Origin of the sequence: Actinomadura rupiterrae (assembly GCF_024172125.1) — a bacterium.
GTDB lineage: Bacteria > Actinomycetota > Actinomycetes > Streptosporangiales > Streptosporangiaceae > Spirillospora > Spirillospora rupiterrae.
In genome coordinates, this window is sequence record NZ_JAMZEA010000004.1 from 726,968 (window position 1) to 752,269 (window position 25,302).

At 70.7% G+C, this 25,302-nt stretch carries 18 protein-coding genes and 2 CRISPR repeat arrays; of the genes, 9 read left to right on the plus strand and 9 right to left on the minus strand.

Features of this window, described 5'->3' with window-relative positions; genetic code table 11:
- Positions 1 to 99 precede the first annotated feature (99 nt).
- The 4 genes from csx19 to FHU30_RS16380 are packed head-to-tail and all read right to left on the minus strand — an operon-like array spanning position 100 to position 6,228.
- Positions 100 to 639 (minus strand): type III-D CRISPR-associated protein Csx19, encoded by a 540-nt coding sequence (csx19, locus tag FHU30_RS16365; RefSeq protein ID WP_253876639.1) that lies wholly within the window; start codon positions 637 to 639, stop codon positions 100 to 102.
- A complete protein-coding gene (locus FHU30_RS16370; RefSeq protein ID WP_253876640.1) occupies positions 636 to 2,279 on the minus strand; it encodes an RAMP superfamily CRISPR-associated protein in 1,644 nt (547 codons plus the stop codon). Before FHU30_RS16370 ends, csx19 begins: the two co-directional genes overlap by 4 nt.
- Complete coding sequence (locus FHU30_RS16375; RefSeq protein ID WP_253876641.1) at positions 2,276 to 4,615, minus strand: RAMP superfamily CRISPR-associated protein; 2,340 nt, start codon at positions 4,613 to 4,615, stop codon at positions 2,276 to 2,278. Before FHU30_RS16375 ends, FHU30_RS16370 begins: the two co-directional genes overlap by 4 nt.
- A complete protein-coding gene (locus FHU30_RS16380; RefSeq protein ID WP_253876642.1) occupies positions 4,612 to 6,228 on the minus strand; it encodes a Cas10/Cmr2 second palm domain-containing protein in 1,617 nt (538 codons plus the stop codon). The genes FHU30_RS16375 and FHU30_RS16380 overlap by 4 nt, the downstream gene beginning before the upstream one ends.
- Positions 6,229 to 6,548: 320 nt before the next feature.
- Between FHU30_RS16380 and FHU30_RS16385 the strand changes: the two genes are divergently transcribed.
- Positions 6,549 to 7,616 carry an SAVED domain-containing protein gene (locus tag FHU30_RS16385; RefSeq protein WP_253876643.1) on the plus strand — a complete coding sequence of 356 codons (1,068 nt, stop codon included), beginning with the start codon at positions 6,549 to 6,551 and terminating at the stop codon, positions 7,614 to 7,616.
- 662 nt (positions 7,617 to 8,278) lie between these two features.
- Positions 8,279 to 9,231: direct repeats of the CRISPR family, unit length 30 nt; unit sequence GTCCTCATCGCCCCTACGAGGGTTCGCAAC.
- A gap of 103 nt (positions 9,232 to 9,334) precedes the next feature.
- Positions 9,335 to 9,697: direct repeats of the CRISPR family, unit length 30 nt; unit sequence GTCCTCATCGCCCCTACGAGGGTTCGCAAC.
- Between the two features lie 576 nt (positions 9,698 to 10,273).
- On the opposite strand, the gene FHU30_RS16390 is transcribed toward FHU30_RS16385, so the two are convergent.
- Positions 10,274 to 11,107, minus strand: a complete 834-nt coding sequence (locus tag FHU30_RS16390; RefSeq protein ID WP_253876644.1) for an LLM class flavin-dependent oxidoreductase — start codon at positions 11,105 to 11,107, stop codon at positions 10,274 to 10,276.
- Positions 11,108 to 11,332: 225 nt separating this feature from the next.
- Between FHU30_RS16390 and FHU30_RS16395 the strand changes: the two genes are divergently transcribed.
- The 6 genes from FHU30_RS16395 to FHU30_RS16420 all read left to right on the plus strand — a co-directional run bounded on the left by FHU30_RS16395 (position 11,333) and on the right by FHU30_RS16420 (position 16,888).
- Entirely contained in the window at positions 11,333 to 11,893 is a 561-nt protein-coding gene (locus tag FHU30_RS16395) for a M15 family metallopeptidase (RefSeq protein WP_253876646.1), read from the plus strand.
- A 48-nt stretch (positions 11,894 to 11,941) separates the two neighbouring features.
- Positions 11,942 to 12,634 carry a response regulator transcription factor gene (locus FHU30_RS16400; protein ID WP_253876648.1) on the plus strand — a complete coding sequence of 231 codons (693 nt, stop codon included), beginning with the start codon at positions 11,942 to 11,944 and terminating at the stop codon, positions 12,632 to 12,634.
- Positions 12,627 to 13,739, plus strand: coding sequence for a sensor histidine kinase (locus FHU30_RS16405; protein ID WP_253876859.1), 1,113 nt, complete (start codon positions 12,627 to 12,629; stop codon positions 13,737 to 13,739). Before FHU30_RS16400 ends, FHU30_RS16405 begins: the two co-directional genes overlap by 8 nt.
- 340 nt (positions 13,740 to 14,079) lie before the next feature.
- Entirely contained in the window at positions 14,080 to 14,952 is an 873-nt protein-coding gene (locus tag FHU30_RS16410; protein WP_253876650.1) for a peptidoglycan-binding protein, read from the plus strand.
- Between the two features lie 66 nt (positions 14,953 to 15,018).
- The gene (locus FHU30_RS16415) at positions 15,019 to 15,906 is read left to right on the plus strand and encodes a peptidase inhibitor family I36 protein (protein ID WP_253876652.1); all 888 of its coding nucleotides are present in this window, start codon (positions 15,019 to 15,021) and stop codon (positions 15,904 to 15,906) included.
- A 34-nt stretch (positions 15,907 to 15,940) separates the two neighbouring features.
- Positions 15,941 to 16,888 (plus strand): SpoIID/LytB domain-containing protein, encoded by a 948-nt coding sequence (locus FHU30_RS16420; RefSeq protein ID WP_253876654.1) that lies wholly within the window; start codon positions 15,941 to 15,943, stop codon positions 16,886 to 16,888.
- A gap of 193 nt (positions 16,889 to 17,081) precedes the next feature.
- Here the strand turns inward: FHU30_RS16420 and FHU30_RS47085 are convergent, their stop codons facing one another.
- From FHU30_RS47085 to FHU30_RS16435, 3 genes are all read right to left on the minus strand, one after another.
- Positions 17,082 to 18,398 carry an NBR1-Ig-like domain-containing protein gene (locus FHU30_RS47085; RefSeq protein ID WP_253876656.1) on the minus strand — a complete coding sequence of 439 codons (1,317 nt, stop codon included), beginning with the start codon at positions 18,396 to 18,398 and terminating at the stop codon, positions 17,082 to 17,084.
- Positions 18,399 to 18,719: 321 nt separating this feature from the next.
- Entirely contained in the window at positions 18,720 to 19,328 is a 609-nt protein-coding gene (locus FHU30_RS16430; RefSeq protein WP_253876861.1) for a LuxR C-terminal-related transcriptional regulator, read from the minus strand.
- Entirely contained in the window at positions 19,328 to 20,623 is a 1,296-nt protein-coding gene (locus FHU30_RS16435; protein WP_253876658.1) for a sensor histidine kinase, read from the minus strand. The genes FHU30_RS16430 and FHU30_RS16435 overlap by 1 nt, the downstream gene beginning before the upstream one ends.
- Before the next feature lie 133 nt (positions 20,624 to 20,756).
- Between FHU30_RS16435 and FHU30_RS16440 the strand changes: the two genes are divergently transcribed.
- Both FHU30_RS16440 and FHU30_RS16445 read left to right on the plus strand, forming a co-directional pair.
- Positions 20,757 to 21,866: an ABC transporter ATP-binding protein gene (locus FHU30_RS16440; protein ID WP_253876660.1), complete on the plus strand. Its 1,110-nt coding sequence runs from the start codon at positions 20,757 to 20,759 to the stop codon at positions 21,864 to 21,866.
- A gap of 368 nt (positions 21,867 to 22,234) precedes the next feature.
- The gene (locus FHU30_RS16445) at positions 22,235 to 24,175 is read left to right on the plus strand and encodes an FtsX-like permease family protein (protein WP_253876662.1); all 1,941 of its coding nucleotides are present in this window, start codon (positions 22,235 to 22,237) and stop codon (positions 24,173 to 24,175) included.
- Between the two features lie 27 nt (positions 24,176 to 24,202).
- On the opposite strand, the gene FHU30_RS16450 is transcribed toward FHU30_RS16445, so the two are convergent.
- Positions 24,203 to 25,216 (minus strand): zinc-dependent alcohol dehydrogenase family protein, encoded by a 1,014-nt coding sequence (locus FHU30_RS16450; protein ID WP_253876664.1) that lies wholly within the window; start codon positions 25,214 to 25,216, stop codon positions 24,203 to 24,205.
- Between the last annotated feature and the right edge of the window lie 86 nt (positions 25,217 to 25,302).

Here is a 25,302-nt window from a genome sequence, read left to right on the forward strand (position 1 = left end):
GCCCCGGTCGGGTCCGACTTCCTGTCCTCGCCCCTCTCGTTGCGGAGTCGAACTTGTTGCAGATCTTGGCCGAGGCGGGATTGGGCGGCTTGTCTGCAGTCATGCCTTCTCCCTGTGCGGTGCGGAGACCTCGAAGGACAGCAGGCGCTCTTCCGCGATGTAGGCGTTGCCGTGGTCGGGCTCGCGCGCGATGTACTCGCGGGTCGTGAGGGCCACGCGGTCGCCGCGGCCGAACTCCCCCGGGATCCGCAGGGTGCCGATGCGTTCGGTGGTGAGCGTCGTCCAGCCGTCCGACGCCTCGACGACCCTGCCCCACAGCAGGTAGCCGCCGGTCTCGGTGCCGACGGCCTCCAGCCGTCCGGCGTCGGGGAAGGCCGCGGGCAGGGCCGCCGGGTCCTCGGTCAGGACGACGGTGCGCCCCGGGTCGTCGGGACCGCCGAGCCAGCGCAGTTCGGTGCGCTCGTCGAACACACGCGCCTCGAAGACACCTTCGGGCGCGGCGCGGCGCGCTTCGGCGGCGGTGGCGACCTCGTACCGCCACGGCGTGGTGAGTAGCGCGATCCCGTCCGGGGCGTGCCGCATGGCCTCGGCGAAGGTGAGGCCGTCGCGCGCCGCGACGTGAAGGATGGTGCCGGTCATCGCGGGCTCCCCACGTATTCGCGCCATGCGGCCGCCAGCCTGTCGTTCCGGAGGGCGTCCGCGAGTGCCGTGCCGGGTGTCCAGCCGTTGCCGGAGAACTCGATCCCGGTGATCGTGACGTCGCCGAATCCCCGGTTGACCATGCCGCCCAGCGGGACGCGGCGCTGCTCCAGGTCGCGCAGGACGAGCAGGAGCAGCGCGAGCGCGACGTCCCGGTCGTCGCCGAGCCTGGTCAGGTCGACGGTGAGCCGGATCGGTTCCCAGCGGACGCCGTGCGGTTCGAGCACGCTGAACAGCAGGTGCTCGGCGGCGCCTCCCGTCCAGCGGTCGATGGCGACGTGGTCGGCCTGGTCGAGACCGCGCGCGGCGAGCGCGTCGCGCACCGCGGGCGGCAGCGCTGGGCGAGCGCCGTCACCACCGCTGTTTCCCCCGCCGTCCGCGTCGCCGTTGCCATTCGGCGCACCGTTCACGACCAGGTCCCACACGTCGGCGGGGACGGTCGTCTCGCTCACGCATTCGTGGACGGTCACGGCGCCCCGTCCGCGCGGGTGACCGGACGCGTCACCGTCCGGTTCGCGGCGGGCCGCGCCGAACAGCATGCGGACGGCGTCCAGGCCGTCGAGCTGGTCGAGGAAGGCTTCGGCGTGGTGCCGCGCGGCCACGACGTCCCGTGCGCCGTCCTGCATCGGAGGGTGCGGGGCGTCCAGGCCGCGGGCGGTGCGCTCGATGAATTCGGCGTGGGTGCGCAGGGCGCCCTTGATGGAGCTGCCGCTCAGCGTGAGCGTCAGCGCGTCCGGCCCGATCTCCGTGGTCAGCGGCAGCGTCTTGATCGTCGCGCCTTCGCCGGCGGCCCTGACCATGACGGGCGCGTCGGGTCGCCACCGCAACTGCACGGTGACCAGCTCGCGGCGAGCAGGCAGATCGGCGGCGCCCGCGTTCACCTTCGTCTCGTCGAACACCTCCGGTTCGCCGCCGAGAAAGGCGAGCAGGCCCGCGCGGCCGGTGAAGTCGTGCTCGTGGACGTCCAGCGGTGACGGCAGCAGCGTCACGATGCCGAGGCCCTTCCCGTTGGCGGCCCCGAGACCGATCTCCTCGGACTTCAGAGCGCTCAGCAGCGCGTGCAGCCGAGCGCGGTCCCGGTCGAGGTCGGCCTCGGTCGTCTCGACGTCGACCTCGAAGGACAGGTAGCGGCCGGGCGGGACGACGGTGCGCGCGTACAGGAAGCCTGAAGCGGCGGCGCCGGTGACGCGGTCGATGCCGACGCCGTGGACGACGGGCAGCATGCGGGATCCGAGCCGGTCGTTGGGGATCCCGTCGCCGTCGGTGCTGGTGGAGGCGGTGATGATGGCGTCGCGGACGATGATCCGGCTGGCCTGCCCGGAGTCGGGTTCCCCGTCCCGGATGAAACCCCACAGATCGTCCAGCGTGTCGGTCTCGGGGTGGGCGCCGCGCATCCAGGTGCGCAGGGCGCCGGCGAGGCTGGTGCCGGGCACGTAGACGCGGTCCTGGCCGTCCACGGCGACCGGCAGCGCCTCGGCCGGGTCGAGCGCGATGCCGCCGACGTGCAGCGGGGTCTGGGTACGCAGCCAGCCGCGCACCCGGAGCCGCCGGTCCATCGGGCGGCCCCTCGCGGGCGTCATGTGCGGGCCTCCTCGGGCTGGGCTTCGGGGTGGGCTTCGCTGCGGGTGTGGGCGGCCAGGCTCGCGGTCAGCAGCGACCGCAGCGCGTCGGCCCGCAGGTCACGGCGCAGGACGTCCAGTCCTTCGGCGGTGAGGACCAGTTCGGCCTGGTCGGTGAACCCGAGCGTTTCCCACACGTCCCTTTCGATGAGCAGCGCGCGGATCGCGGCTGTCGCCTGCGGCGCGTTCCAGCGCCTGGTGAGCGCGGTGATACGGGCGCCGAGCCGAGCGGGCTCCTCGTCCAGGTGGTCGAAGAGGCGGCGGAGCGCGTTCAGCCGGGTCGCGGAAAGCTCGACAAGGGGGCCGAGGACCTTGCCCGGGTGGGCCGCCCGTTCCTCCGCGAGCCGCCAGATCTCCGTGCGCCACGCAGCCGTCTCGATCAGCCGGGCGCCGGCGTGGCCGGGGTCGACGGAGGACAGCAGGGATCTGGCGGGACGCGGTGCTCCGGACGGGTCGCCCGTCGCCTCGTCGCCGCTGGTCCTCCGCAGGACCTCGCCCGTGACGAGCGGGTCGTTGATGCGGATGCGGCCGAACCCCTCGCCGCGCCGTTCACCGATGCCGGACTGTTCGACCGCAGCCAGGACCTCGGCGTCGATGTGGCCTTTCACGACCTCGAACGTGAGGCAGCCGCCGGCCGCGAAGCCGAGGAGCGCGGGTCTCGGCAGGCGCCAGCCGCGGTGCCAGGAGTCGGTCCGGGCGATCTCGTATCTGGTCGGTATCCGGCCGGGCTCCCGGAGGAGCGGTTTGAGCTCCACTCCGTCCGCACCGGCGGCGGCGAACGCCCTCTCCAGGAGGCGCGCGAAGTCGGCAGGGTCGTCGCTTGGGGCGAGCCACGCGTCGCGGACCAGGACATCCGACAGCAGCCAGACGCGCAGCCGGTCGCCGCTCACGACCGGCGCAGCCTCGTCCGGCACCGGCTCGTCCGTGATGTCGAGGGGCTCGGCGGTGACGGAGATCAGGCCGTAGTCGTCCTTGCGGGACCTTCCGAGCCGCCATCGGCCGCTCAACTTCTCCCACCATCCCGCGTCCAGGATGCCGCGCCGGACCCGGACCTCGGCCGCCAGCACGGTTCCGGGTGCCAGCGCCTCGTACACGTAGACACCGCCGAGGGCCTGGGTGGGGCGCTGTGACGTGTCCTCGATGGTGTTGTGCATCCTGAGGTCGAAGCCAGGTGTCTCGACCGTCACGTGGGCAGCGCCGCCGACATACCCATTACGCACCCGCTTGAAGGCCCGGCCCTTGGGGACGCCCTCCACCGCCCGGTTGAGGTAGACGTCCTTCTTGTCCTTGTCGCGTTCGAAGACGTGCGGGACGGGACGTCCAGGCAGCCCGTCCACCTGCGGAGTGGCCGGGGTCACCACCAGGTCCCCGCAGCGTGCCGCCGCGGCGGCGGCAGGCGAGTCCAGCCGGCGCAGCACCGGCCCCAGCAGCATCCAGCCGGGGGCGTGGTCGCGGCCCTGCACGAGGTTCCCGACGGTGCGGTCGTGGGCGAGCAGCGGCGTCTCCAGGGTCATGTGCAGGACGGCGCCTTCCCATCCGCCGTCCGCCGCGTACCGCTCGGCGGAGTGGGGTCCCGGCGGTTGCTCGGGTTCCGGCGGCGGCACCGGGTCCGCGGTCCAGCGCTCCAGGTCGCCGACGCTCGGCGGCAGGCCCGCGCCGCCCAGATCGAGCCGGCACCGCCCCGACCCGCGGCGTCGCTTGGCGCCGATGCCCTCCACCAGGCGCGCACCCGCCCACAGCAGAGCCCGGGCGCATCCGAGCTGCTCCTCGGACAGCCCGTCCGGCAGTTCCGCCGTTCCCTCCAGCGTCATACCGCCGCGCGCCATCTCGTCGAAACGCAGCATGTCCTCCCGCGCCGCGCCGGTCACCGGATCATGCGCGACGCCCGGCTTCACGAACGTCGCCGCGTCCACGAGGCGCCGGTTCCGGGCGACGGCGGGACCGAGACCGCCCGGCACACGCAACGGACCGAGATAGCGGAGTGCGGCGGGACGCGGATGCACCGCGGAACGCACTGGTGCCGCGGCCGCCTCGGCGCCGGGGAATGCCGGCTGGTACCCGAACAGGTAGTCCACCCAGTCATGCCAGACGCGGCGGCCGCCGCCCTTCCCGTCGAGGGCGCGGGCGGCGATCTCGCAGCCGTCCCGCCAGACTCCGTTGAGCGACTTGGCCGGGACGAACGGGAGCCGGTTCTCGTCACGAAGCACCTGCCGGCTGAGGCGGCCGTGCTGTCCGGTCCCGGCACCGATGTGCCAATCGCTCAGCATCCGCAACGTCAGGGAAATGGTGTATCTCATACCCGCTCCTTCGAGGAGAGGAAGGGAGCGGCGTTCAAGGCGTCCAGAAGGCCGGTGCGGCGGTACCGGCCGTCATGCCAGAACAGCGAACCGTCATCGGCGAGTCCCTTGACCGCATCCTCGCCGAGCCATGTGGACACCATTCTCAACCGCGCGTCCGCGGCCCGGTGCCCCCGGAACAGGGCGGACCGCAGTTCGTGTACCTGCCCGGCCGATATCACGCGGGTCCCGTCCCGCGTGTCCGTCAGGGCGGCGACACGTCTTTCCAGGTCGTCCCAGTGCCGGTGCCGCGCCCACTCCGCGTCTTCCGCTTCTCCTACGATGTAGGGCTGGCCGGTCAGGCAGGTGCCCTCGTCGTCGAGGGTCTGCTGCTTGCGCAGCCGCTCCAGGTCGGCGAACGCGCTCTCGAAAAGGACATGGAACGAAAGGGCGCTCCTGTCCTGGCCCAGCTCCTCTTTCACCGCCTTCGCCTCAATGGTCAGTTCCTCGGCGAGCTGGACGGCGCTGTGGAACGGGTAGGCGCGCTTCACGATCGCCACACCCGCGCACGCGCCCAGCCCGTTCAGGTCTTCGATGTGTTCGAGCGCTCTGCAGACCGCTTCGTCGGCGTTGGCCAGACGAGTGAACTCCTCCAGGTAGCGGCGGGCGAACGGCAGGGCCAGTTCCCCATCGCAGACCACGGTGAGATCGTCGCCACCGAGAATGAGCGGAAGAACCGGCGGTTCCGGCGTCCGCGCCGACCATGCGCTGTCGCGCAGCATGCCGAACGCCGACCGGAAAGCCTGCCGGGCGCTTTCGTCCACGCCTTCGGACAGCCCGCGCAGCCGCCTGGTGTACTCGTCCGCGCGCTTGATTCCACTGCCGGACGCGAACCCCTGGAAGATCCTCCCCATCCCGTTGCCGTCCGCGTGGACGACCGCGACCCACTCCGCCTTGTCGTTCAGGTGGTCAACGACCTCGAGGAGCTTCTGGCGGGCCGCCGCCTTGCCTTCCTCGTCATCCTCGTCGCACAGGCCCATCTCGACGGCGAGCCGCAGCAGCGCCGGACCGAAGGCATCCAGCTTCGCCAGGCTCGGCGCCGAACGGGCCTCCGGTCGCCGGTCGCCACCGAACTCGACGACCCGGCGGGCGGGAAGACCGCTGGACCCGCACCGCGCCGCGATCGGCACCCCCGGGAACCGCAGCCTCGGACCACGCCTCTTCGCACGCGCCACCGCGAGGAGCTCGCGGGCGTCCGCGATACCGTGCGCGAGTTCCTGGGCGTCCCCCCACTCGATCGCCTCGCCGACCGCACCGCACACGTCCAGCCCCGGCGCCTCCCGCAGCGCCGCCTCGGTGATGACGCCGACCACCCGCCTGCCCGTCTCCTGGTCTCTGACGAGCATCGTCACGCCGCCCGCGTTCGCGGTCACCACCTCGACGCCGTGCTCCTCGACGCGCCGCCGCCGGGCGTCCGGCCCCGACACCCCGACCGCCGCCAGGGCCCTGTCCAGCCATTCGCCCTCGACACGGGTGATCAGTTGCGACGCGCCGACATTCTCCCGCCGCTTGTTCGAGCCGAAGATGTAGTTCTGGTTGCCCGCCGTGCTCAGCACCACCGCGTGCACCTTCACCCCGGCCCCCCTTCACGTCTACCGCATTGACACCGGGTACTGATGGACGAACCTCCACGGTCGTCCAGAGCGGCATGCTAAGGGCGCCGACCTACAGCATCGCGACCAAACCGCCGTATCCCCCGATGACCGACTCCGGCCGACCGCCACGCTTCCTGCTCGCCCTTCGGCTCTTCCCAGGAGGTGACTGAGGCGGGGCAGGCCGCAGGCGGGCAACGGCGGAATGACCTGCTCATCGCGTCCCCGCGTGACCGGAAACGGACGGGATGCAACGGCCGTCCATCGGTACGTTGTGCCCCACGACGGAAGAGAGGCTCGCAGTGTCCGAGACCGTGAACGCACCGACGATGACCGTCGTCGGCGGCCCATCCGCCACCCCCTCGGCGGCCCGACGCCTGACCGAGGACGGCGCGGTCTGGAGCGGGCTCGGCGGGGTCCTCGCGGGCGGGTTCGGCATCGAAGCCGCCAAGTCGCTCATGACCGATCAACCGGCCGGACGCTGGGGGCTCGTCCTCGGTTGCCTGGTCGGGCTCGCCCTGATGGGGGTCGGCGCCTGGCTGCGCCTCCGCAAATCGGCCAAGACGCAGATCGGGCTGGTCGTCACCGCAGCCGATCCCGTCCGGGGGGCTCGGCGAGCCGAACTGCTGGACAGCAAGGCGGTCGAGTACAGCCGGGAGAACACCGTCACGGTTAAGACGCACCTCACCCTTCCCGCCACACATCCATGGCCGAAAGAAGGCATCGACGCCCTCGCCGACGAAACCCTCGCCGCCGCAGGCATCGCCGAACGCCTCGTCGCCGGCGCGGCCCGCATCAACGTGATCCCGACCATGCCCCTGCCGGCCGCCTTCCGATTCGGCGCCAGGATCGGGCACACCCACTCCCGCGAGATCGTCGTCCACGCCATGCGCCAGCAAGACGGCAACCCCTCCTACTTCCCGGCCACCAGCCTGCGCGAGAACCCGCTCACCGCTGAACCGCTCATCGCGGAACCGGTGGAGAACATCGAAGGCGGCGCTCCGTCCCGGGCCGCCCTCGCCGTGGACCTGCAGAACCTCGGCCCCGACTTCGTCCAGCCCGTCCGCGCCGCCTGCCGCCGACACGGCATCGGCACCCTGCTGCTCTTCCGCCGCAAGACCGCCGGCCCCTTGGACGAGACCGCCGAGACCTACACCGCAGTCGTCGAACAAATCTGCCGCGCCTGGCGGGACGCCCCACTACCGTCCGCCGCCCGCACCGGCCGCCACGCCGCCTTCCTCACCGGCCCGGTAGCCATCTCCGTCGCCCTCGGAGCGCGCCTTGCGAACATCCAGCCCGACCGCTGGACGGCCTTCGTATTCGACAACACCTCCAACACCTACGAACCCTTCCCCGCCGAAGTGACCTAACGACCCCCTCGCAGGGATAATGAGTACACTGCTGGAATTACAGCAGCGGGGCGATTTCGGTTTATTGCACCCCTTGTAGAGGCGATGAGGACCTGATGGTGGTGGCCACCGAGCATTTCTTCCCTTACGCGTTGCGACCCCTCGAAGGGTCGACGGGCACCTCTACCTGGCCGGATGTCTGGACGTCCGAGGCGGCGGCAGGCACCGACCCAACTGTCAGCACTGTGGCTGCCCGAGGCCCCAGTAGTGCAGGGTCGAAAGCGTCTCCGGCGCACCGGACACCATGACCTCGGCACAGGCGCCCGACTTCCTTCCACCTTGGCGTGACGGGCATGGTGGGTGAAGGTGTCGTTGTCGGCGATGCGCAGGCGCTCAGTCTCCAGGATACGAAGGCGCACGGTCTTGGCGCGCTTCGGTGGAATCGACCATGGTTCTCAATGGCGGTGGGCCGGATGCCCATGGTTGCTCGAGCGGTGACGGTCCGGGGCCGCGACCGTGCTCTCACCAGCCTTGTAGCCTCTTCAACCATCCAGTCTACGGACCGAGTTGATCAAGCATTTTTCAGCGACACGCCGGGCTCGACAGCACAACCGGCGGATCGCTGCAAAATCCGCTTTCGGCGGGCCCACCTTCCCTCAGCGCACCTGCGGCTTTACCGTGGGGTCCTCATCGCCCCTACGAGGGTTCGCAACATGAGGCGGAGTTCGCCCATGAGCCGGTTGGCGACGTCGTCCTCATCGCCCCTACGAGGGTTCGCAACACGGTCAGGAGCGCTTGGCCGATGCGCGCCTGAACCCGTCCTCATCGCCCCTACGAGGGTTCGCAACTGGAGGAGCTGATCGACTCCACCGCCGACCCGGACGTCCTCATCGCCCCTACGAGGGTTCGCAACTCCACGATCACCACCGCGAGCGGCAGATCCGGTTTCGGGTCCTCATCGCCCCTACGAGGGTTCGCAACAGGGCGGCGTGTGGGACATGGCCGGCGCGACCGCCGGAGGTCCTCATCGCCCCTACGAGGGTTCGCAACTTAGCCACCAGTGGCCGTGGTTCGCCTTGATCGGCAGTCCTCATCGCCCCTACGAGGGTTCGCAACATGACCCAGCGGCCGGAAACCTTCGCGGCGGCGACAGGTCCTCATCGCCCCTACGAGGGTTCGCAACCCCGCGTCAGCAAGGCCGCGCTGGACGCGGGTGTCGTCCTCATCGCCCCTACGAGGGTTCGCAACGGGGATTCGCCGCGGACGACGGACCAGATGACGGGTCCTCATCGCCCCTACGAGGGTTCGCAACATGCAGCGCGACACGGTCGGTGGAGCCCCACGCAGGTCCTCATCGCCCCTACGAGGGTTCGCAACGCGGAGGTCGCCACGTCCTCCCCGGCCTTCTCGGCGGTCCTCATCGCCCCTACGAGGGTTCGCAACGCCGTGTAGGCGGTCGCCTCGGCGCGGTTCAGCGGTCCTCATCGCCCCTACGAGGGTTCGCAACGCCGTGTAGGCGGTCGCCTCGGCGCGGTTCAGCGGTCCTCATCGCCCCTACGAGGGTTCGCAACGCCGTGTAGGCGGTCGCCTCGGCGCGGTTCAGCGGTCCTCATCGCCCCTACGAGGGTTCGCAACTGGAAGAGCCCGAGGTGTTGCAGGTCCGGGACGTCCAGTCCTCATCGCCCTACGAGGGTTCGCAACGAGTCGTCGCCGGGCGTCATGGGGTCGGCGTGGTGCAGGTCCTCATCGCCCCTACGAGGGTTCGCAACTACCAGACGTCCCGGTCGTGCCGCTCCTGCTGGAGTCCTCATCGCCTCTACGAGGGTTCGCAACATGGCGTCGACCACCAACATCCTCCTCACCCGCACCACGGTCCTCATCGCCCCTACGAGGGTTCGCAACACGTTCGGAACGCCCATGCCGAAACGGCGGATCGAGGGTCCTCATCGCCCCTACGAGGGTTCGCAACTCGTGGATCTCGGTGAGCGCAGCAGTCATGAGCATCGTCCTCATCGCCCCTACGAGGGTTCGCAACCTGCCACGGCGAGCGCGGTGTTGAAAGGAGATCGCCGGTCCTCATCGCCCCGGCAAGGGTTCGCGACCCGGCGGCCGACGTCGTCCCCGCGCACGCGGGGGTGGTTCGCTGCACGAGCTCGGGCCGGTGGTGTTCCCCGCGTCCGCGGGGATGTTCCGCCCCCGGCCTCGCGCGGAACACTGGACAGAGCCATTCGCGCACAGGGATGGCCGAAGTCGCCGCTCAGTCGGCTAGTGCTCCAATTACGTTAAGTAACTGACTTACGGTCCTCGTTGGAGGGCGACTTTGGCCTTCTGGTGGGCACATGGTGGGCACGGACTGTCGGTGGATATGGCCGACGGCGGTGCACCTGGTGGACTGTTGAGCTGGGAAAACGGTAATTTGGGGGACCACAAATCATGACGTAGTACCGGTTACAGAGAGCTGCTAATGCGGTTTGGGTTTACCGCCCATCCGGGGTTCAAATCCCCGATCCTCCGCATCTGACCAGGGGCTTCGCCGACAGCATGATCACCGGCGAAGCCCCTGTCTCGTTCCGAGATGTCCGCTTTGATGGGCCTGGAGTGCACGAGGCGAGGCCTGAGCGCGTCATCCTCGGGGTCAGGACAGGTCGGGAGTCTGGCGGCTCGTTGATTGCTAACCCTTAGCGGCCGGTCAGGGCGGCTACTACGGGGGCCAGGGCGTCGGCGGAGCAGGCGCCGAAGACGAAGTAGGAGATGCCGAGTTCCTCGCGGCGCCGCTGGATCTCCTCGGCGGCGGCCGCGGGGTCGTCCGGGAGGACGTTCAGGGAGTCCATCGCGCGCAGCGCTGCGGGGTCGGTGTCGGGGGACGCCATGAACGGCGCGACGGTGTCGCCGATCACCGCCACGTGCTGCGCGAATTCGATGTCCCGGGTGGTGAGGGCGCGGAAGTCGTGCACGGCTTGTGTGGTCGCGGTCCGGTCGTCTCCGGGCATCACTGCGAAGGCGACGGTGTCGGCTATTTCGGCGGCCAGGGCTTGGGCCTTGGGGCCGCGGACTGCCATGACTACCGGTGTTTGCAGGGCGCCGTCCAGATCGCGTAGCGCCGTCACGGTCTCGCGGATCTGGACGAGCCGCTCGGCCGGCGGTGCGGTGGGCAGTTTCAGGTCGCGGAGTTCGTCCTCGATGCCGGGCCTGCCGGTGCCGATGCCCAGCTCGAAGCGGCCCTCGGTGAGGACCGACAGCGAGTGCGCTTCCCACGCGGTGCTCCACGGCGGGCGCAGCGGCGATGCGTACACCCAGGAGCCGATGCGCATGTCGGTGAGGGAGGCCGCGACGGCCAGCGTGGGCGCGGGAGCCGGCTGCCATCGCGGGACGTCCGGCATGAGGAGCGTGGAGTAGCCGTCGCCGGCGAGGCGGCGCACCTGGTCTCGCCACGTGGGCATGTCTGTGGTGACGGGGGCGACGACCCCGAATCGGAAGGGCCTGGTCGTGCCGTTCGTCGTCGTCTCGCTCATCGTTCCGTCCTCGTCTGTAGCCGGTCCGGCGCCCCTTGGTGCCTTACTACTGCTACGAACGCCGCCGTCCCGATCCGACACGTCCTTTGTCGAGAGTTTCCGGCAGGCGTATCGCGGGTGTATGGGGAATCGCATACGGGGGTGCAACGGGGTGGTGGTTTCAGTGGGGGTATGAGAAGTACTGGTTTGGGCTGGTCAGCGGCCTTCGCGTCTCGGTGGTGAGGCGTGGGGATCAAGGTTCGGGTCCTGGCGGGGATCACTCGGGTCGTCGGCGTGCTCTTGGTGCCCGTCGCGTTCTGCCGGGCGCCCGGGCGGGCTCGGTTCGTGGCCTGCCAGTGGGCGCTGGGGATGCGGTTTCCGGCCGAGGATCTGCGGGGGTTGGCGCCGGACGCGCTGGCGGCGTTCACGAGGGCGCGGGCCGAGGCGTTCTGGCGGGACGGGCAGCTGATCGGGCTCACCTCGGGGCATCGGGACGCGGTGGAGCAGCACCGGATCTTCGGCGAGGAGGTCTGGCGGACGGGGTCGGTGGAGGCGGCCCGGCGGCGGGTGTTGCCGCCGGAGGAGTCCAGCCATGTGCGGGGGCTCGCGCTGGACGTCCGGCCGACGGAGGGCGCGCAGTGGCTCGAACGGCACGGGGCGCGGTACGGGCTCTACCGGACATATGACAACGAGTGGTGGCATTTCGAGTTCCGCCTGGTCGAGCCGGTGCGGTTGCCGCATCCGGGGGCCGCGGCCTGGCTGGCCGAGGACGGCGGGCTCCGGGTCTGGGGGTCCTGGCCGGTCTGAGGCGTTTTGCATATGCGGGCGATACGGGCGGCTGCCTAGCCTGGGGGTATGCGCGTGCTGATCGTGGAGGACGAGCCCTACCTGGCCGAGGCCGTCCGGGACGGCCTGCGGCTGGAGGCGATCGCCGCGGACATCGCCGGGGACGGCCACACCGCCCTGGAGCTGCTCGCCGTCAACTCCTACGATCTCGCGGTCCTGGACCGGGACATCCCCGGGCCGTCCGGGGACGAGGTCGCGCGGCGGATCGTCGCGTCCGGGAGCGGGGTGCCGATCCTGATGCTGACCGCGGCCGACCGCATCGACGACAAGGCCTCGGGGTTCGAGCTCGGCGCGGACGACTACCTCACCAAGCCGTTCGAGCTGCGCGAGCTGGTCATGCGGCTGCGCGCGCTGGACCGCCGGCGCGGGCACCTGCGGCCGCCGGTCCTGGAGATCGCGGGGCTGCGGCTGGACCCGTTCCGCCGCGAGGTCTTCCGGGACGGGCGGTACGTCGCGCTCACCCGCAAGCAGTTCGCCGTCCTCGAAGTGCTGGTCGCGGCCGAGGGCGGGGTTATCAGCGCCGAGGAGCTGCTGGAGCGGGCCTGGGATGAGAACGCCGACCCGTTCACCAACGCCGTCCGGATCACCGTCTCCGCGCTGCGGAAGCGGCTCGGCGAGCCCTGGCTGATCACCACCGTGCCGGGCGTCGGCTACCGCATTGACACCGGTGAAGGGGACGGCGACGTTGACGGCGATGGATAGGGCGCCGGGGTTCAGCGTCCGGCTCAAGCTCACGATCAGCTACGCGGGGTTCCTGTTCGTCGCGGGGCTGTTCATGCTCGCGGTGGTGTGGGCGTTCCTGATCCGGTACGTGCCGGTGGGCGCGATCACGATCGCCAGCTGCAAGTTCGCGCCCGACCGCGTGACCCTCGTGCGCGGCTTCCTGCCCGCCGCGGGCGCGTCGATCGTCTTCCTGCTGCTGTTCGGCCTGCTGGGCGGGTGGTTCCTGGCCGGCCGGATGCTCAGGCCGCTCACGCAGATCACGAACGCGGCGCGGATGGCCGCGGGCGGGTCGCTGTCCCACCGGATCCGGATGAAGGGCCCGCAGGACGAGTTCCGCGAGCTTTCGGACGTGTTCGACACGATGCTCGAACAGCTCGAATCCCACGTCGCCGAGCAGCAGCGGTTCGCGGCGAACGCCTCGCACGAGCTGCGGACGCCGCTGGCGATCTCGCGGACGCTGCTGGACGTCGCCCGCAACGACCCGACGCGCGACCGCGCCGAGTTGATCGAACGGCTTCACAACGTCAACACGCGGGCGATCGACCTGACCGAGGCCCTTCTCTTGCTCAGCCGCAGCGACCGCAGGAGTTTCACTCGCGAGCCCGTCGATCTGTCGCTGATTGCCGAGGAGGCGGCCGAAACGCTGCTTCCGCTTGCCGAGCAGCGGAAAATCACCCTTGAGGTGACCGGCGATGCGACTCCGGCCATTGGTTCCGCCGCGCTTCTTTTGCGGATGGTCACGAATCTCATTCAGAATGCCATCGTCCACAATCTGCCCAGTGATGGCACCGTGACGGTTCACACCGAATCTCAGTACGGCGTCAGCACGCTGCGGGTCGAGAACACGGGCATCCCGGTTCCGGACGAAGTGGTACCGACCCTTACCGAGCCCTTTCAGCGCGGAACGGAACGCGCGCGCACCGATGAGCACGCCGGCGTCGGACTTGGACTGGCCATTGTCCACAGCATCGTCCGCGCTCACGACGGGACGCTTGAACTCGTTCCCCGTCCTGATGGCGGTCTCGTCGTGACGGTTCGGCTTCCTGTCGCGGGGTCCGGACCGTCCGCCAACGGGTCTCGCTAACACGCGCCTCGGGTTCCTGTCGCGGCGTCCGGACCGTCCTCCACAGGTTTCGCCAACGCGCGCCCCGGTCCTGGCACGCGGTCCGGGCCGTCCACCAACGGGTCTCGCCGACGCGCGCCTCGGGTTCTTGGCGCAGCGTCGAGGCGTCCACCAACGGGTCTCGTCGACGGCGGGTGGACGGGGTGTTCGGGCTGGTCCGCGCTGTCAGACGGCGCGTGTGCGTGTACGGAGAGTTCGTCGAACAGGCTGACAACACCTGATTTCTTGCGGAACGCGGCGGGGATCCGCCAAGGTGATCATCGCTTTGGGCATCACCCCCCGCCTGCAACCAGGAGAAACGATGAAGCTGTCCGGATACGCCGCCGTCGGTGCGGCCGCTCTCACCGTCACGATCGCCGGTGCGGCCGTGACGACCGTGGCGCAGGCGCAGGACCACAAGGCGGGCGCCGTCGCCGCGCAGAGGGCGCTGCCGAGCGTGGACATGGAGGCCGTCGTCAAGGCCGCCTCGATCGACCCGCGGCGCGCCGACAACAAGCTGACCCCGGGCGCGAAGGCGAGCGTCCTGCTGGTCGAGCAGGCGCTGCGCGACCGCCACCTGCTGGACAAGAAGTACGTGGACGGCTACTTCGGGACGACCACGACCGCGGCCTACACCAAGTACCAGAAGTCGCTCGGCTACAAGGGCCTGAGCGCGAACGGGCTGCCGGGCAAGACCTCCCTGATCAAGCTCGGGACCGGCCGGTTCAAGGTCACCCACGTGATCGAGCCGGGGCCGCGGGTCAAGGTCGGCAAGTACGTGGTCAACACCCGTACGCAGAAGATGCTGAACGAGGCCCAGCGCCTCCTGCACCGCAAGCTGACGCTCGACCAGGGTTCCTACAACCCGGGCGGCGACCCGACGTCCGTCGGCACCCACGACGGCGGCGGCGTCGTCGACATCAACGTCAAGGGGATGAGCTCCGCCACCCGCGTCTCCGTCGCCCGCGCGCTGCGCCGGGTCGGGTTCGCCGCCTGGGTGCGGAGCCCGCAGATGGGCAACTGGCCGTGGCACATCCACGCCGCCGCGATCAACGACACCGACCTGAGCGTCCAGGCGCAGCACCAGATCGGTGACTACTACCTCGGCCAGAACGGTCTGGCCAACCGGCACCCGGACGACGGCCCCAAGGTGACCCCGATCCGCACCTGGGAGGAATACCTGCGGGCCCGTTAACCCCCGTCCGTTAACCGTCCGGTCCCCCAAAGCCCCCGCCTTAGAAGAAGGAGAAGAAAAACCCCCATGCGAACCCTGAACAAGGTTCTCACCGCTGCGACGGCGGTCGCGGCGCTCGGCGGGACGGTCCTCGCCACCGCGTCCCCCGCCATGGCGGCCGGTCGCAACGGAGTTTGCGACAACGGCGAATTCTGCCTCTATTACAACAGCGGCCAGAAGGGCTCGGTCTCGGACTTCACCGGGTCCGTCGCGGACTACGGCGCGAAGCAGCCCGGCTGCTACGACTTCAAGGGCGCGGGCGCCGGCAAGGGCAAGTGCGTGAAGAACGCCGCCGCCTCCGTCTGGAACCGCACCGGAAAGACCGTCCGAGTCTACTTCAACTCCAACTACGGCGGCAAGTACCAGGACTTCAAGGCCGGCACCAAGGGCAACCTGAACTCCGGCCTGAAGAACCAGAACGCCTCGCACGCGGTCGGCCCGACCAACCGCGTCAACATGTCCTGGGCGCTGTACAAGACCGGCGGCGGCCACATCAGCTGCCCGTTCGACGGCTACACCACCACGCCCGGACGCCACGAGGGCACCGACATCGCCCGCGGCATCGGCTCCGACGTGCACGCGCTGACCAGCGGCAAGGTCATCTACATCGCGCGCGGCTACAACGGCCGGTCCGGCCTGTCCACGATCTCGATCTACAACGCGACGCTGAAGAAGACGGTCATCTACCTGCACTCCGCGCCGCGCTCCGGGCTGCGCGTGGGCCAGAACGTCTCCCGCGGCCAGATCATCGCCGACGAGGCCTGGCACGGCGTCTCCACCGCCGGCGCCGCGCACACCCACGTCGAGATGCGCCTCGGCTACCAGAAGCTCGCCGCCAAGAGCGTCGGCGACCCCCGCCTGGACAACCCGAACCCGATCTCGTTCTGGCTGTCCCAGGGCTACAACTACCGCTGATCCCGGCGACGACCCAGCTTCAGGAAGGATGACCGTGTCGAACAGGACTACACGGATGCTCGGCGTCGCCGCTGCCGCGGTGACGCTCGGCAGCGCGGTGGTGGCCACCGCGTCCCCCGCCATGGCGGCCGGCCGCAACGGCGTGTGTGACAACGGCGAGTTCTGCCTCTACTTCAACAGTGGCGAGAAGGGCTCGGTGTCGGACTTCACCGCGTCCGTCGCCGACTACGGGACGAAGCAGCCGGGCTGCTTCGACTTCAAGGGCCCGGGCGCCGGCAAGGGCAAGTGCGTCAAGAACTCCGCGGCGTCGGTGTGGAACCGCACCGGCAAGACCGTCCGGGTGTACTTCAACTCGAACTACGGCGGCCGGTCGCAGGACTTCAAGGCGGGCGCGAAGGGCAACCTGAACGCCGGGCTGAAGAACCAGAACGCCTCGCACAAGATCAACCCGGGTTCGGGCGGCGGCCCGGGCGGCGGCTGCAAGACCGACGGCACCAACACCAAGGCCCCGTCCACGATCCTGGTGTACCGGACCGGCTCGCACCGCGTGGAGCGGGTCAACTTCAAGTACTACGTCAAGAACGTCCTGCCGAACGAGTGGGTGTCGAGCTGGCCGCAGCAGTCGCTGCGCGCCGGTGCGATGGCGGTCAAGAGCTACGCCTGGTGGTGGGCGATGCACTCGACCCGCAAGACCTCCGGCGGCCAGTGCTTCGACGTGTACGACAGCACGTCGAGCCAGGTCTACCGTCCGGGCTCCGCCAAGGCGTCGACGAACGCCGCGGTGGACGCGACGTGGGGCGTGCGGATGAACCGCGGCGGCTCGATCTTCATGGCGCAGTACTGCTCCACCTCGACCGCGTGCGGCGCCTGGCGCAACGGCGACTGGATGTCGCAGTACGGCTCCCGCGACAAGGCCCGCGCGGGCTGGAGCTACACGCGCATCCTGAAGGCCTACTACAGCCGGATCACCCTCAGCTCGTAGTCGGCTGAGCGTGAGCCCTGCTCCCTGGGGATCGGCTCTTTCGAGAGCGGTTCCTTTAGGGAGCAGGGCACCGGGCCACGGTTTCCGGGGGCAGGCAAGGGCGAACGCCTAGGCCCAGCCCCCGGGAACCGGCCCGGCCCGTGGTTCCCCGCCGTGCTCCCATCGGCGGGGGACTTCGGCGTTTACGGCCGCGCTACGGCGCGTTGACGATGACCTGGAAGTTGACCGGGCGGCTGCCTGGGAAGGCGACCTTCCCGGACGCGTCCAGCATCTTGAAGCGGACGTAGCAGAAACCGGCCTGCTTCGGCGTCGTGATGTCGGTCCGGATGTCGACCATCTGGCCGGGCCCGGTGTCCTTGATGGGGACCCTGGTCCTCGTCCGGCACTGGTCCGCCTTCTGCGGACCGTCGAGCCGCTGCAGCGAATAGCCCTTCCAAGGCACGGTCCCGGCGTTCTTGAGCCGCCATATCTTGGCGATCGTCTGACCGGGTCCGACATGGGTGCAGTCGGCTAACGTCATGTCCGCGATGAACGTGGCCGCGTCGCCCTTGTGCAGGGGCGGGGCCAGCGGCGGGTGCGGCGGACGCACCGGACACACGTACGCGGCCCCGGCCGCCGCCGCCGACGGCGTGCCGGACGGAACCGGAGCATGGTTGTTCGAGGCGGATTGGTGCTGGGTGAAGACGATGCTCAGCACCACCGAGGTGCCTACGGTGGCGACCCCGACGAGCCCGAACGCGATGAGCGTGCGATGCCGCCTGAACCGTCCCTTCGGTTCCGGTGCGGGGAGGGCCACCGGGACGCCGACCGCGATCACCTGCTGGCCGGGCTCGTGCGGATACGTGGGCGCGAAAGCCGGCTCGGCGATCGGCTCGGGAAGCGTGCCGACGGACGTCCTGGGCTGCCCGGACGTCCCGGGCGTGCCGGATGTCCCGGACGGGCCGGACGGGCCGGAGGTCCACGGCTGGTCGGATGTGCTGGGCGCGTCGGACGGGCCGGAATCGGCGGACGTTCGTGGTGGTGCTGACGGGGTGGAGGCGGCTGCCGCTGCCGGTGTCGCCGTCGCTTCGTCCGGCGGGGTGGGCGGGAGCGGCACGGAGGCCGATGGCTCGCCGACCAGCGCCTGTGTCGATGGTCCAAGGCCTGCCGGAACGCCCGCCGGCCGCCTTGCCGAAGTGGCCGCCTGGTTCGCGGCCGGGGTCTCCGCCGGAGGCTCGGCCGGGGTCTCCGGTCGGCCTCCCGCGCCCGCGGTCCTGACCGTGAGGTTCGCCTTCTCCCAGCGCTCACGGTAGTCGTCCGGGTCCGCGCCGCACGCCTTCACGAACTCGGCGGTCGTCCCCCAGCTGGGGAGCCGGTTGCCCTTCGTGGCCTCGTACAGCGTCGTGTGTGAGATCGCGCCCGATCGGCCGGACATCTCCCGAAATGAGGGGTTGCCAACCGAGGCTCGCAGTTCCCGCAGAGCCGACGCGAAGTCCGCGACCGCCTCCGCCCGTGCACGCTTGTCGTCCACCGGGTGAAGCTAACAGCGCTCCCACGCTTCTCTCAAGCTCAAACACATATCGGCAAGTGAGCGCCCATGAGCTGCGCTTTTCTCCATGTTTTAGCGGTAAACGAGCAGGAATCCGTGGCTAACCTCACCAGCTTCCTGACGATTTCCTGAATGCGAGCAGAACGCCATCGTCACCGAAGGCGTCTCGCCGTCTAACCGAGTGTCACGAAACGAGTCCGCTCGATCGCCGCGAGTTTCGGACGGGCCGCCGGACGCACGGCGGTCCGTCCGGTCCGTCCGGTCCGTCCGGTCCGTTCGGTGCGGCCGGGGGCGTCAGGAGCGTCAGGAGCGGAGGAAGGTGAGGACGGCCAGGACGCGCCGGTGCGCATCGGCGTCCGGCGGCAGGTCGAGCTTGGCGAGGATGTTGTTGATGTGCTTGCCGACGGCCGCCGCCGAGACCGTGAGGTCCTGGGCGATGGCGGCATTGGAGCGGCCCTGCGCCATGAGCGCGAGCACCTCGCGTTCGCGCGGGGTGAGCCGGTCCAGCGGGTCGCGCCGGCGGCTCAGCAGGTGGCGGACCACTTCGGGGTCGATGACGGTGCCGCCGTCCGCGACCGTCCGGACGGCCTCGGCGAAGTCGGCGACGTCCATGACGCGGTCTTTCAGCAGGTAGCCGACCGCGCGGGCGGCGGTGGAGTCGAGCAGCTCGCCCGCCGAGGCGGCCTCGATGTACTGGCTGACGACGAGGACGGGCAGGTCGGGGTCGCGCTCGCGCAGGGCGATCGCGGCGCGCAGGCCGTCGTCGGTCTGCGTCGGCGGCATCCGGACGTCGGTGACGACGATGTCCGGCTTGTGCGCTTCGACGGCGTCCGCGAGGGACGGCGCGTCCGCCACGGCCTGGACGACCCGGTGGCCGAAACGGGCGAGCACGGCGGTCAGGCCGTCGCGCATCAGCGCGCCGTCCTCGGCCAGGACGACCCGGAGGGAGCGGGTTTCGGACACGGCAACTCCACGTTCAGCAAGGTCGGGCCGCCCGGCGGGCTGGACAGGGTGAGGGCGCCGCCGACGACGGCGAGCCGGTCGGACAATCCGGTCAGGCCGCTGCCGTTCCCGGGGTCGGCGCCACCCGCGCCATCATCGCCGACCTCCAGGCGGAGGAGGTCAGCGCGGTGCTCGGCGGTGATCCAGGCCCTCGCCGCGCCGCTGTGCCGGGCGATGTTGGCCAACGCTTCGCAGACGACGAAGTAGCCGGTCACCTCTATGGCGGCTGGAAGTCGTCCCTCGATGGTCAAGGTGAGCTCAACCGGTATGGGCGAGCGAGCCGCGGCGTCCTGGAGGGCTGCGGGCAACCCGTGCTGTGTCAGAACCTGCGGATGGATGCCGTGGATCAGCTCGCGCAACTCGGTGAGGGCCTGGCGGGCCTGCTGCTGGGCGTGCGTGACGTGATCGGTCGCGGGCCCGGGCGGCAGGTCGAGAAGGGCCAGGCCGAGGCTGGTCGCCACCGCGACGAGCCGCTGCTGCGCGCCGTCGTGCAGGTCGCGTTCGATGCGGCGGCGCTCGGCTTCGAAGGCGCTGACCAGGCGCGCGCGGGACCCGGTGACCTCGGCGAGCAGCCGGGCGGCCTCGTCCGGACGGGGTGCCAGCAGCCGCCGGGTGAGCGCGGCGCGGGCGACCGCCATGCCCGTGACCAGGTAGGCGCCGGCCGCCAGCAGGACGATTCCGACCGGTATCGCCGCGAGGGTCTGGCCGGGAGTGTGGATCGCGAATCCGGGCCAGAGTCCGCGCCGTCCGCCCGAAAGGACCGGCACCCAAGCGGTCAGCAGCGCGACCGGAAAGGCGACGCCGAGCGCGGCGACGGCCAGGTCGAGCGGCCACAGGACGACGGCGAGCAGCAGCGCGAAGCCCAGCTCGCGCCAGGTCGCCGACTCGCGGATGCGGGTGGCGAGCCAGCCGCCGACGCCCGGACGGTCCGGGGTGCGATGCGGGTCGGCGATCGGCTCGGCGTCCAGGAGGCGCAGCCGCCATCGCTCGAACGCGGCGACCGGAATGCCCGCGAACGCCAGCGCCGCCAGCATCGGCAACCCGGCGAGCACCGACGCCAGCGTCCCGCCGACGAGCAGCACCGCCGCGCCGACGGTGAGCACGAGCGCCCCGGGAACCGAGCTGGTCACCAGGTACGCCAGGCCCCGCCACGGCCACGCCGACGCCAGGAACCCGCGCCGCCGCACGGCCGTGATCGCCTCCATTCGCCCAGAATAGGAGCGGTTTACGGGTCGTCCGATAAGGCGCGGATGAGGCTTGGGGGTGAGGCCTGCCCTACCCCATAGAGAGAGGCCCGGCTGATCGCCCCGGCACGGGCCGCGGCGCTTGGCTTGAGGCATGGACATCGTGCGGCTCACCGCCGTGAGCAGGACCTTCGGGACGGGCCCGGGCGCCGTCACCGCGCTGGACAAGGTCACCCTAGGCTTCGGGGAAGGCTCGTTCACCGCCGTGATGGGCGCGTCGGGCTCGGGCAAGTCGACGCTGCTGCAATGCGCGGCCGGTCTGGAGCGTCCAACGGCCGGGACGGTCACGGTCGCCGGGACCGACCTGTCGCGGCTGCGCGAATCGGCGCTGACCAGGCTGCGGCGAGAGACGATCGGGTTCGTCTTCCAGTCCTACAACCTGCTGCCCGCGCTGACGGCCGAACAGAACGTCGGGCTTCCACTGCGGCTGGCGGGACGCCGTCCGAACGCACGGGCCGTCCGGGCCGCGCTGGACGCCGTGGGCCTCCTGGATCGCGCACGGCATCGTCCCGCCGAACTGTCCGGCGGGCAGCAGCAGCGCGTCGCGATCGCCCGCGCGCTGGTCGCCGCGCCACGTGTCCTGTTCGCGGACGAGCCGACCGGCGCCCTGGACAGCGCCTCGTCCCGCACGGTCCTGGACATCCTGCGGACGCTCGTCGACGAGCACGGACAGACGATCATCATGGTCACCCACGACCCGGTCGCCGCCGCCCACGCCGACCGCGTCGTCTTCCTCGCAGACGGCCGCGTCTCCGGAACCCTCGTCCCCCCCGACGCCCCAACCATCGCAACCCACCTGACCACCCTCGAATCCCCCACAGCCACAACAGCGCTACACGCTGGCTCGCCAAACGCAGACTCGGCACACGCGGACGCGCAGGAAGGCGCAGCACGTGCGGCCGCAGCGCAACCGCAGCCGGCCCCCGCGCCTGTGGCACGCCCAGATGTGGCACGCGCGGACACGACACGCACGGACACGGCACGCGCGGATGCACAGGCCGGTGCGGCGCGCGTGGATGTGGGGCGTGCGGATGCGGTGCGCGCGGACACGGCACGCGCGGATGCACAGGCCGGTGCGGCGCGCGCGGACACGGTGCGCGCGGACACGGTGCGCGCGGATGCGGTGCGCGCGGATGCGCAGGCTGGTGCGGTGCGCGTGGATGTGGGGCGTGCGAGTTCGGTGGTTGGGGAGGCGGGGTGTTGAGGGTTGTGGGGGGCGGGTTGCGGGCTCGGTGGGGTGGGCTTGCGGGGCCGGTTGCGGCGTTGGCGTTGGGGGTTGCGGTGATCGCGACGATGGCGCTGGTGTTGGGGGCGGCGTCGGGTGATCCGCATCGGTTGCCTCGGAGGTTCGGGGCCGTTCCGGTGGTCGTTCAGGCCGATCCGAATCTGCGATTGCGGGACCGGTACGGGACGCCGTCGGCTGTGCCTTTCGCTTCGCAGCCTGATTTGCCGGCTTCTGTGGTGGCTCGGTTCCCGGGGGCCGCGCTGGACCGGTCGTTTCCCGTGCAAGTGGACGGCGGGCCGTCCGCGTTGGTCGGGCATGGGTGGGCTTCGGCCGCATTCACGCCTTATGTGCTGGTCGCTGGGCGTGCTCCGGTTCGTCCGGACGAGATCGTCGTGGTCGGCGGGGCTCGGCCTGGGCAGCGGGTGATGGTGCACACCGGCGAGCGCGCGGCGCGGTACACGGTCGTGGGGCTCGCGCGGGCCGCCTCGGACGCGGTGCCGGACGAGCGGCCCGTCTTCTTCGCGGATGCCGAGGCGGCGCGGTTGTCGCCGTCCGTGGATGCGCTGGTTCCTGCGGGTTCCGCCCAGGACGCCGCCGGACGGGTCGCCGGAGTTTCGGGCGTCCGGATCCTGACCGGGCGTGATCGGGCTCTGGCCGATCCCGGCGCGCTGCGCGACCGCGCGGATCTGACCTCGCTGACGTCCTTCCTGGGCATCGCCGCGATGGTGTCGGCGTCGATCTCGCTGTACGTGACGGCCAGCGCGTTCGGGCTTTCGGTCGCGCGCCGCCGCCGCGAGCTGGCGCTGCTGCGGACACTCGGGGCGACGCCGATGCAGGTCGTCCGGGCGGTCGGGTTGGAGGCGCTGATGGTCGGCGTGATCGGCTCGGCGGCCGGATGCGCGCTCGGATTGATCGGCGGGCCGTCGCTGGCGCGATGGCTGGCAAGGCATGAGATGGCGCCCGCCTGGTTCACCGTCCCGCGGACGGCGGCGTGCGTCGCGCCTCTCGCTTTCGCGTTCGCGGCCGGGGTTCTGGTTGCGGTGCTGGCCGTTCTCGCCGCTTCGGTTCGCGCGGCCGCCGTCCGTCCGGCGGAGGCGATGCGCGAGGCGGACGTCGAGCGCGCCAGGTCTGGCCTGCCGCGACGCTTGGCGGGAATGGGCGCGGTCGGCTGCGGGACGGTGTTCTTGCTGGCGCTGGCCCTCGTGGCGCCCGCGAGCGTTCTGGACGCCAAGACGGACGTCGAACTCGCGCTGCTGATCGTCGGCGGCGCGGCGCTGCTGGCTCCGCAGCTGCTCCCGCCGCTGGTCAGAGCGCTGACCTGGCCGCTCACCCGCGGCGCAGGGCCCGGTGCCCTGATCGCGCGGGAACGGGTCGGCACGGGACCGCGGCAGGCGGCGAGCACGATCGTCCCGCTGGTGATCACTTTGGGGCTCGCGCTGGCCGTGCTGGGGAGTACGGACGTGGTTCAGACGGTCGAGAACCGGGGGCTGCGGGCCCAGGCCGCGCCCGCTGACCTGGTGGTTCTTCCGTCGGGGACGCCTGGGCTGTCGGCGGAGGCGGTCGCGCGCGTCCGGGCGGTTCCGGGCGTGGCGGCGACCGCCGTGACCGAAACGAGCGTCCTCGCGCGGGAGCCTTCGCTGACACCGTTCCATCTGGAAGCACCGACGCCGGTGCCGTTCTCCGCTATCGCCGTCGACTCCCCTGCGGTGCTCGGGTTGCGCGTCCGGCAGGGCTCATTGGACGGTCTGAACGACGCGTCCGTAGCGGTCGACCGTTCGTGGCACAAACGCGTCGGGGAGACCATGCGGCTCTGGCTGGCGGACGGAACGCCGGTGTCCCTACGTGTTGTTGCCCTGTTCGACGCCGAACCTGGCGGGCCCCGCGTCGTCCTTGGGGCGCACCGGGCGGGACGGGCTCGTCCCAACCGGCTTTACCTCCGCTCGACCTCCGCTTCCGTCCCACACCTGGCGGCTCGGGATGTTGTGGTCGTCCCGAAGTCTCGTTGGACGGCGTCCGTAAGCGACCGCCAGGCCGCGCAGACCCGCATCGGGATGCTGGTGATGATCGGCATCGCCGCCGCCTACGGAGCGATCGGCACCATCGCCACGGCCGCGACGGCGATATCCGCCAGGCGCCGCGAACTCGGACTGCTCCGGCGGATCGGGACGACCCGCCTGCAAGCGGCCCGGTTCGTCTGCCAGGAGTACGCGTTGCTGCTGGTCAGCGGCGCCCTGACGGCCGCGGGTGCCGCGGCCGTCGTCCTCGCGGGCGTCCTGCAGGCCGCCTGACGGCACGGCCGGCCGTCCGGCCGGGCGTCAGCCGTGGGTAATGATGATCTTGCCGAATCCGGCGCCCGAGGTGCAGTACTCGTAGGCGTCCGCGACCTTCTCGAAGGGGAACACGCGGTCGATGACCGGGCGGAGCCGGTGGGCCTCGACGGCGCGGTTGAGGTCGAGGTAGTGGGCGCGGCTGCCGGTGGCGATGCGGTGGATCGAGGAGCCCGCCATGAAGATCGCCGAAGGCGCGACCGGCGTGGCGCCCGCCTCGCCGGACAGCCAGCTGCCGACGAGCGCGATCTCGCCGGTGGGCGCGACCGACTTCAGCGACATCGCGAGCGGTCCGGCCGGGTCCACGACGCGGTCGACGCCGACGCCGCCGGTCAGGTCGCGCACGGCCTCGTCCCAGGCGGGCGTCTCGCGGTAGTCGATCACCTCGTCCGCGCCGAGCTCGCGGAGCCGCTCGGCCTTGGCGGCGCTGGACGTGGTGATGATCACCCTTGCGCCCGCCAGCTTCGCGAGCTGCAGGACGAACAGGGACACCGCACCCGAACCGAGCGTCAGGACGGACGCGCCCGGACGAAGCGGATTCCCGATGGTCAGCGCGTTCCACGCCGTTACGGCCGCCAGCGGAAATGCGGCCGCCTCCTCGTATGACAAGTGCGACGGAATGGGGACGACGCCGTCCTCGTCCAGCACGGCGTATTCGGTCAGCATCCCGTCGATCATCGTGCCGAGCTGGGCGGCGTTCTCGCGCCGGAACGGGCCGTCCAGCCAGCGCGGGAAGACGGTCGCGGCGACCCGGTCACCCGGCTTGACCTGCGAGACGTCCGGTCCGACGGCGACGACCTCGCCCACGCCCTCGCAGCCCGGAATCACGCCGGGAGTGATGGGCAGGACGTATTTGTTCGCCAGCACCATGAGGTCGCGGAATCCGAGCGAGTTCGCGTGCACTTTCACCACGACCTGCCTGCGGCCGGGCTCCGGAACGTCGTGCTCCCGAATCGTCAGGCCGTCCAGACCGTGTCCGGGATCGAGGTGGTAGCTCTTCATGATTAGCCTCTCGAACGGTGTCGTGCGTACGGGCCGGGGCAGCCGGGGTCCGGCTCGGCCATCGCCGGACGATCGTTCTTCGTGCC

Coding starts and splice junctions, on each gene's coding strand:
- csx19 (WP_253876639.1), bottom strand. CDS start 639: ATGACCGGCACCATCCTTCACGTCGCGGCGCGCGACGGCCTCACCTTC.
- FHU30_RS16370 (WP_253876640.1), bottom strand. CDS start 2,279: ATGACGCCCGCGAGGGGCCGCCCGATGGACCGGCGGCTCCGGGTGCGC.
- FHU30_RS16375 (WP_253876641.1), bottom strand. CDS start 4,615: ATGAGATACACCATTTCCCTGACGTTGCGGATGCTGAGCGATTGGCAC.
- FHU30_RS16390 (WP_253876644.1), bottom strand. CDS start 11,107: ATGAGCGAGACGACGACGAACGGCACGACCAGGCCCTTCCGATTCGGG.
- FHU30_RS16400 (WP_253876648.1), top strand. CDS start 11,942: ATGCGCGTGCTGATCGTGGAGGACGAGCCCTACCTGGCCGAGGCCGTC.
- FHU30_RS16405 (WP_253876859.1), top strand. CDS start 12,627: ATGGATAGGGCGCCGGGGTTCAGCGTCCGGCTCAAGCTCACGATCAGC.
- FHU30_RS16410 (WP_253876650.1), top strand. CDS start 14,080: ATGAAGCTGTCCGGATACGCCGCCGTCGGTGCGGCCGCTCTCACCGTC.
- FHU30_RS16415 (WP_253876652.1), top strand. CDS start 15,019: ATGCGAACCCTGAACAAGGTTCTCACCGCTGCGACGGCGGTCGCGGCG.
- FHU30_RS16430 (WP_253876861.1), bottom strand. CDS start 19,328: ATGCGCGACGGCCTGACCGCCGTGCTCGCCCGTTTCGGCCACCGGGTC.
- FHU30_RS16435 (WP_253876658.1), bottom strand. CDS start 20,623: ATGGAGGCGATCACGGCCGTGCGGCGGCGCGGGTTCCTGGCGTCGGCG.
- FHU30_RS16440 (WP_253876660.1), top strand. CDS start 20,757: ATGGACATCGTGCGGCTCACCGCCGTGAGCAGGACCTTCGGGACGGGC.
- FHU30_RS16450 (WP_253876664.1), bottom strand. CDS start 25,216: ATGAAGAGCTACCACCTCGATCCCGGACACGGTCTGGACGGCCTGACG.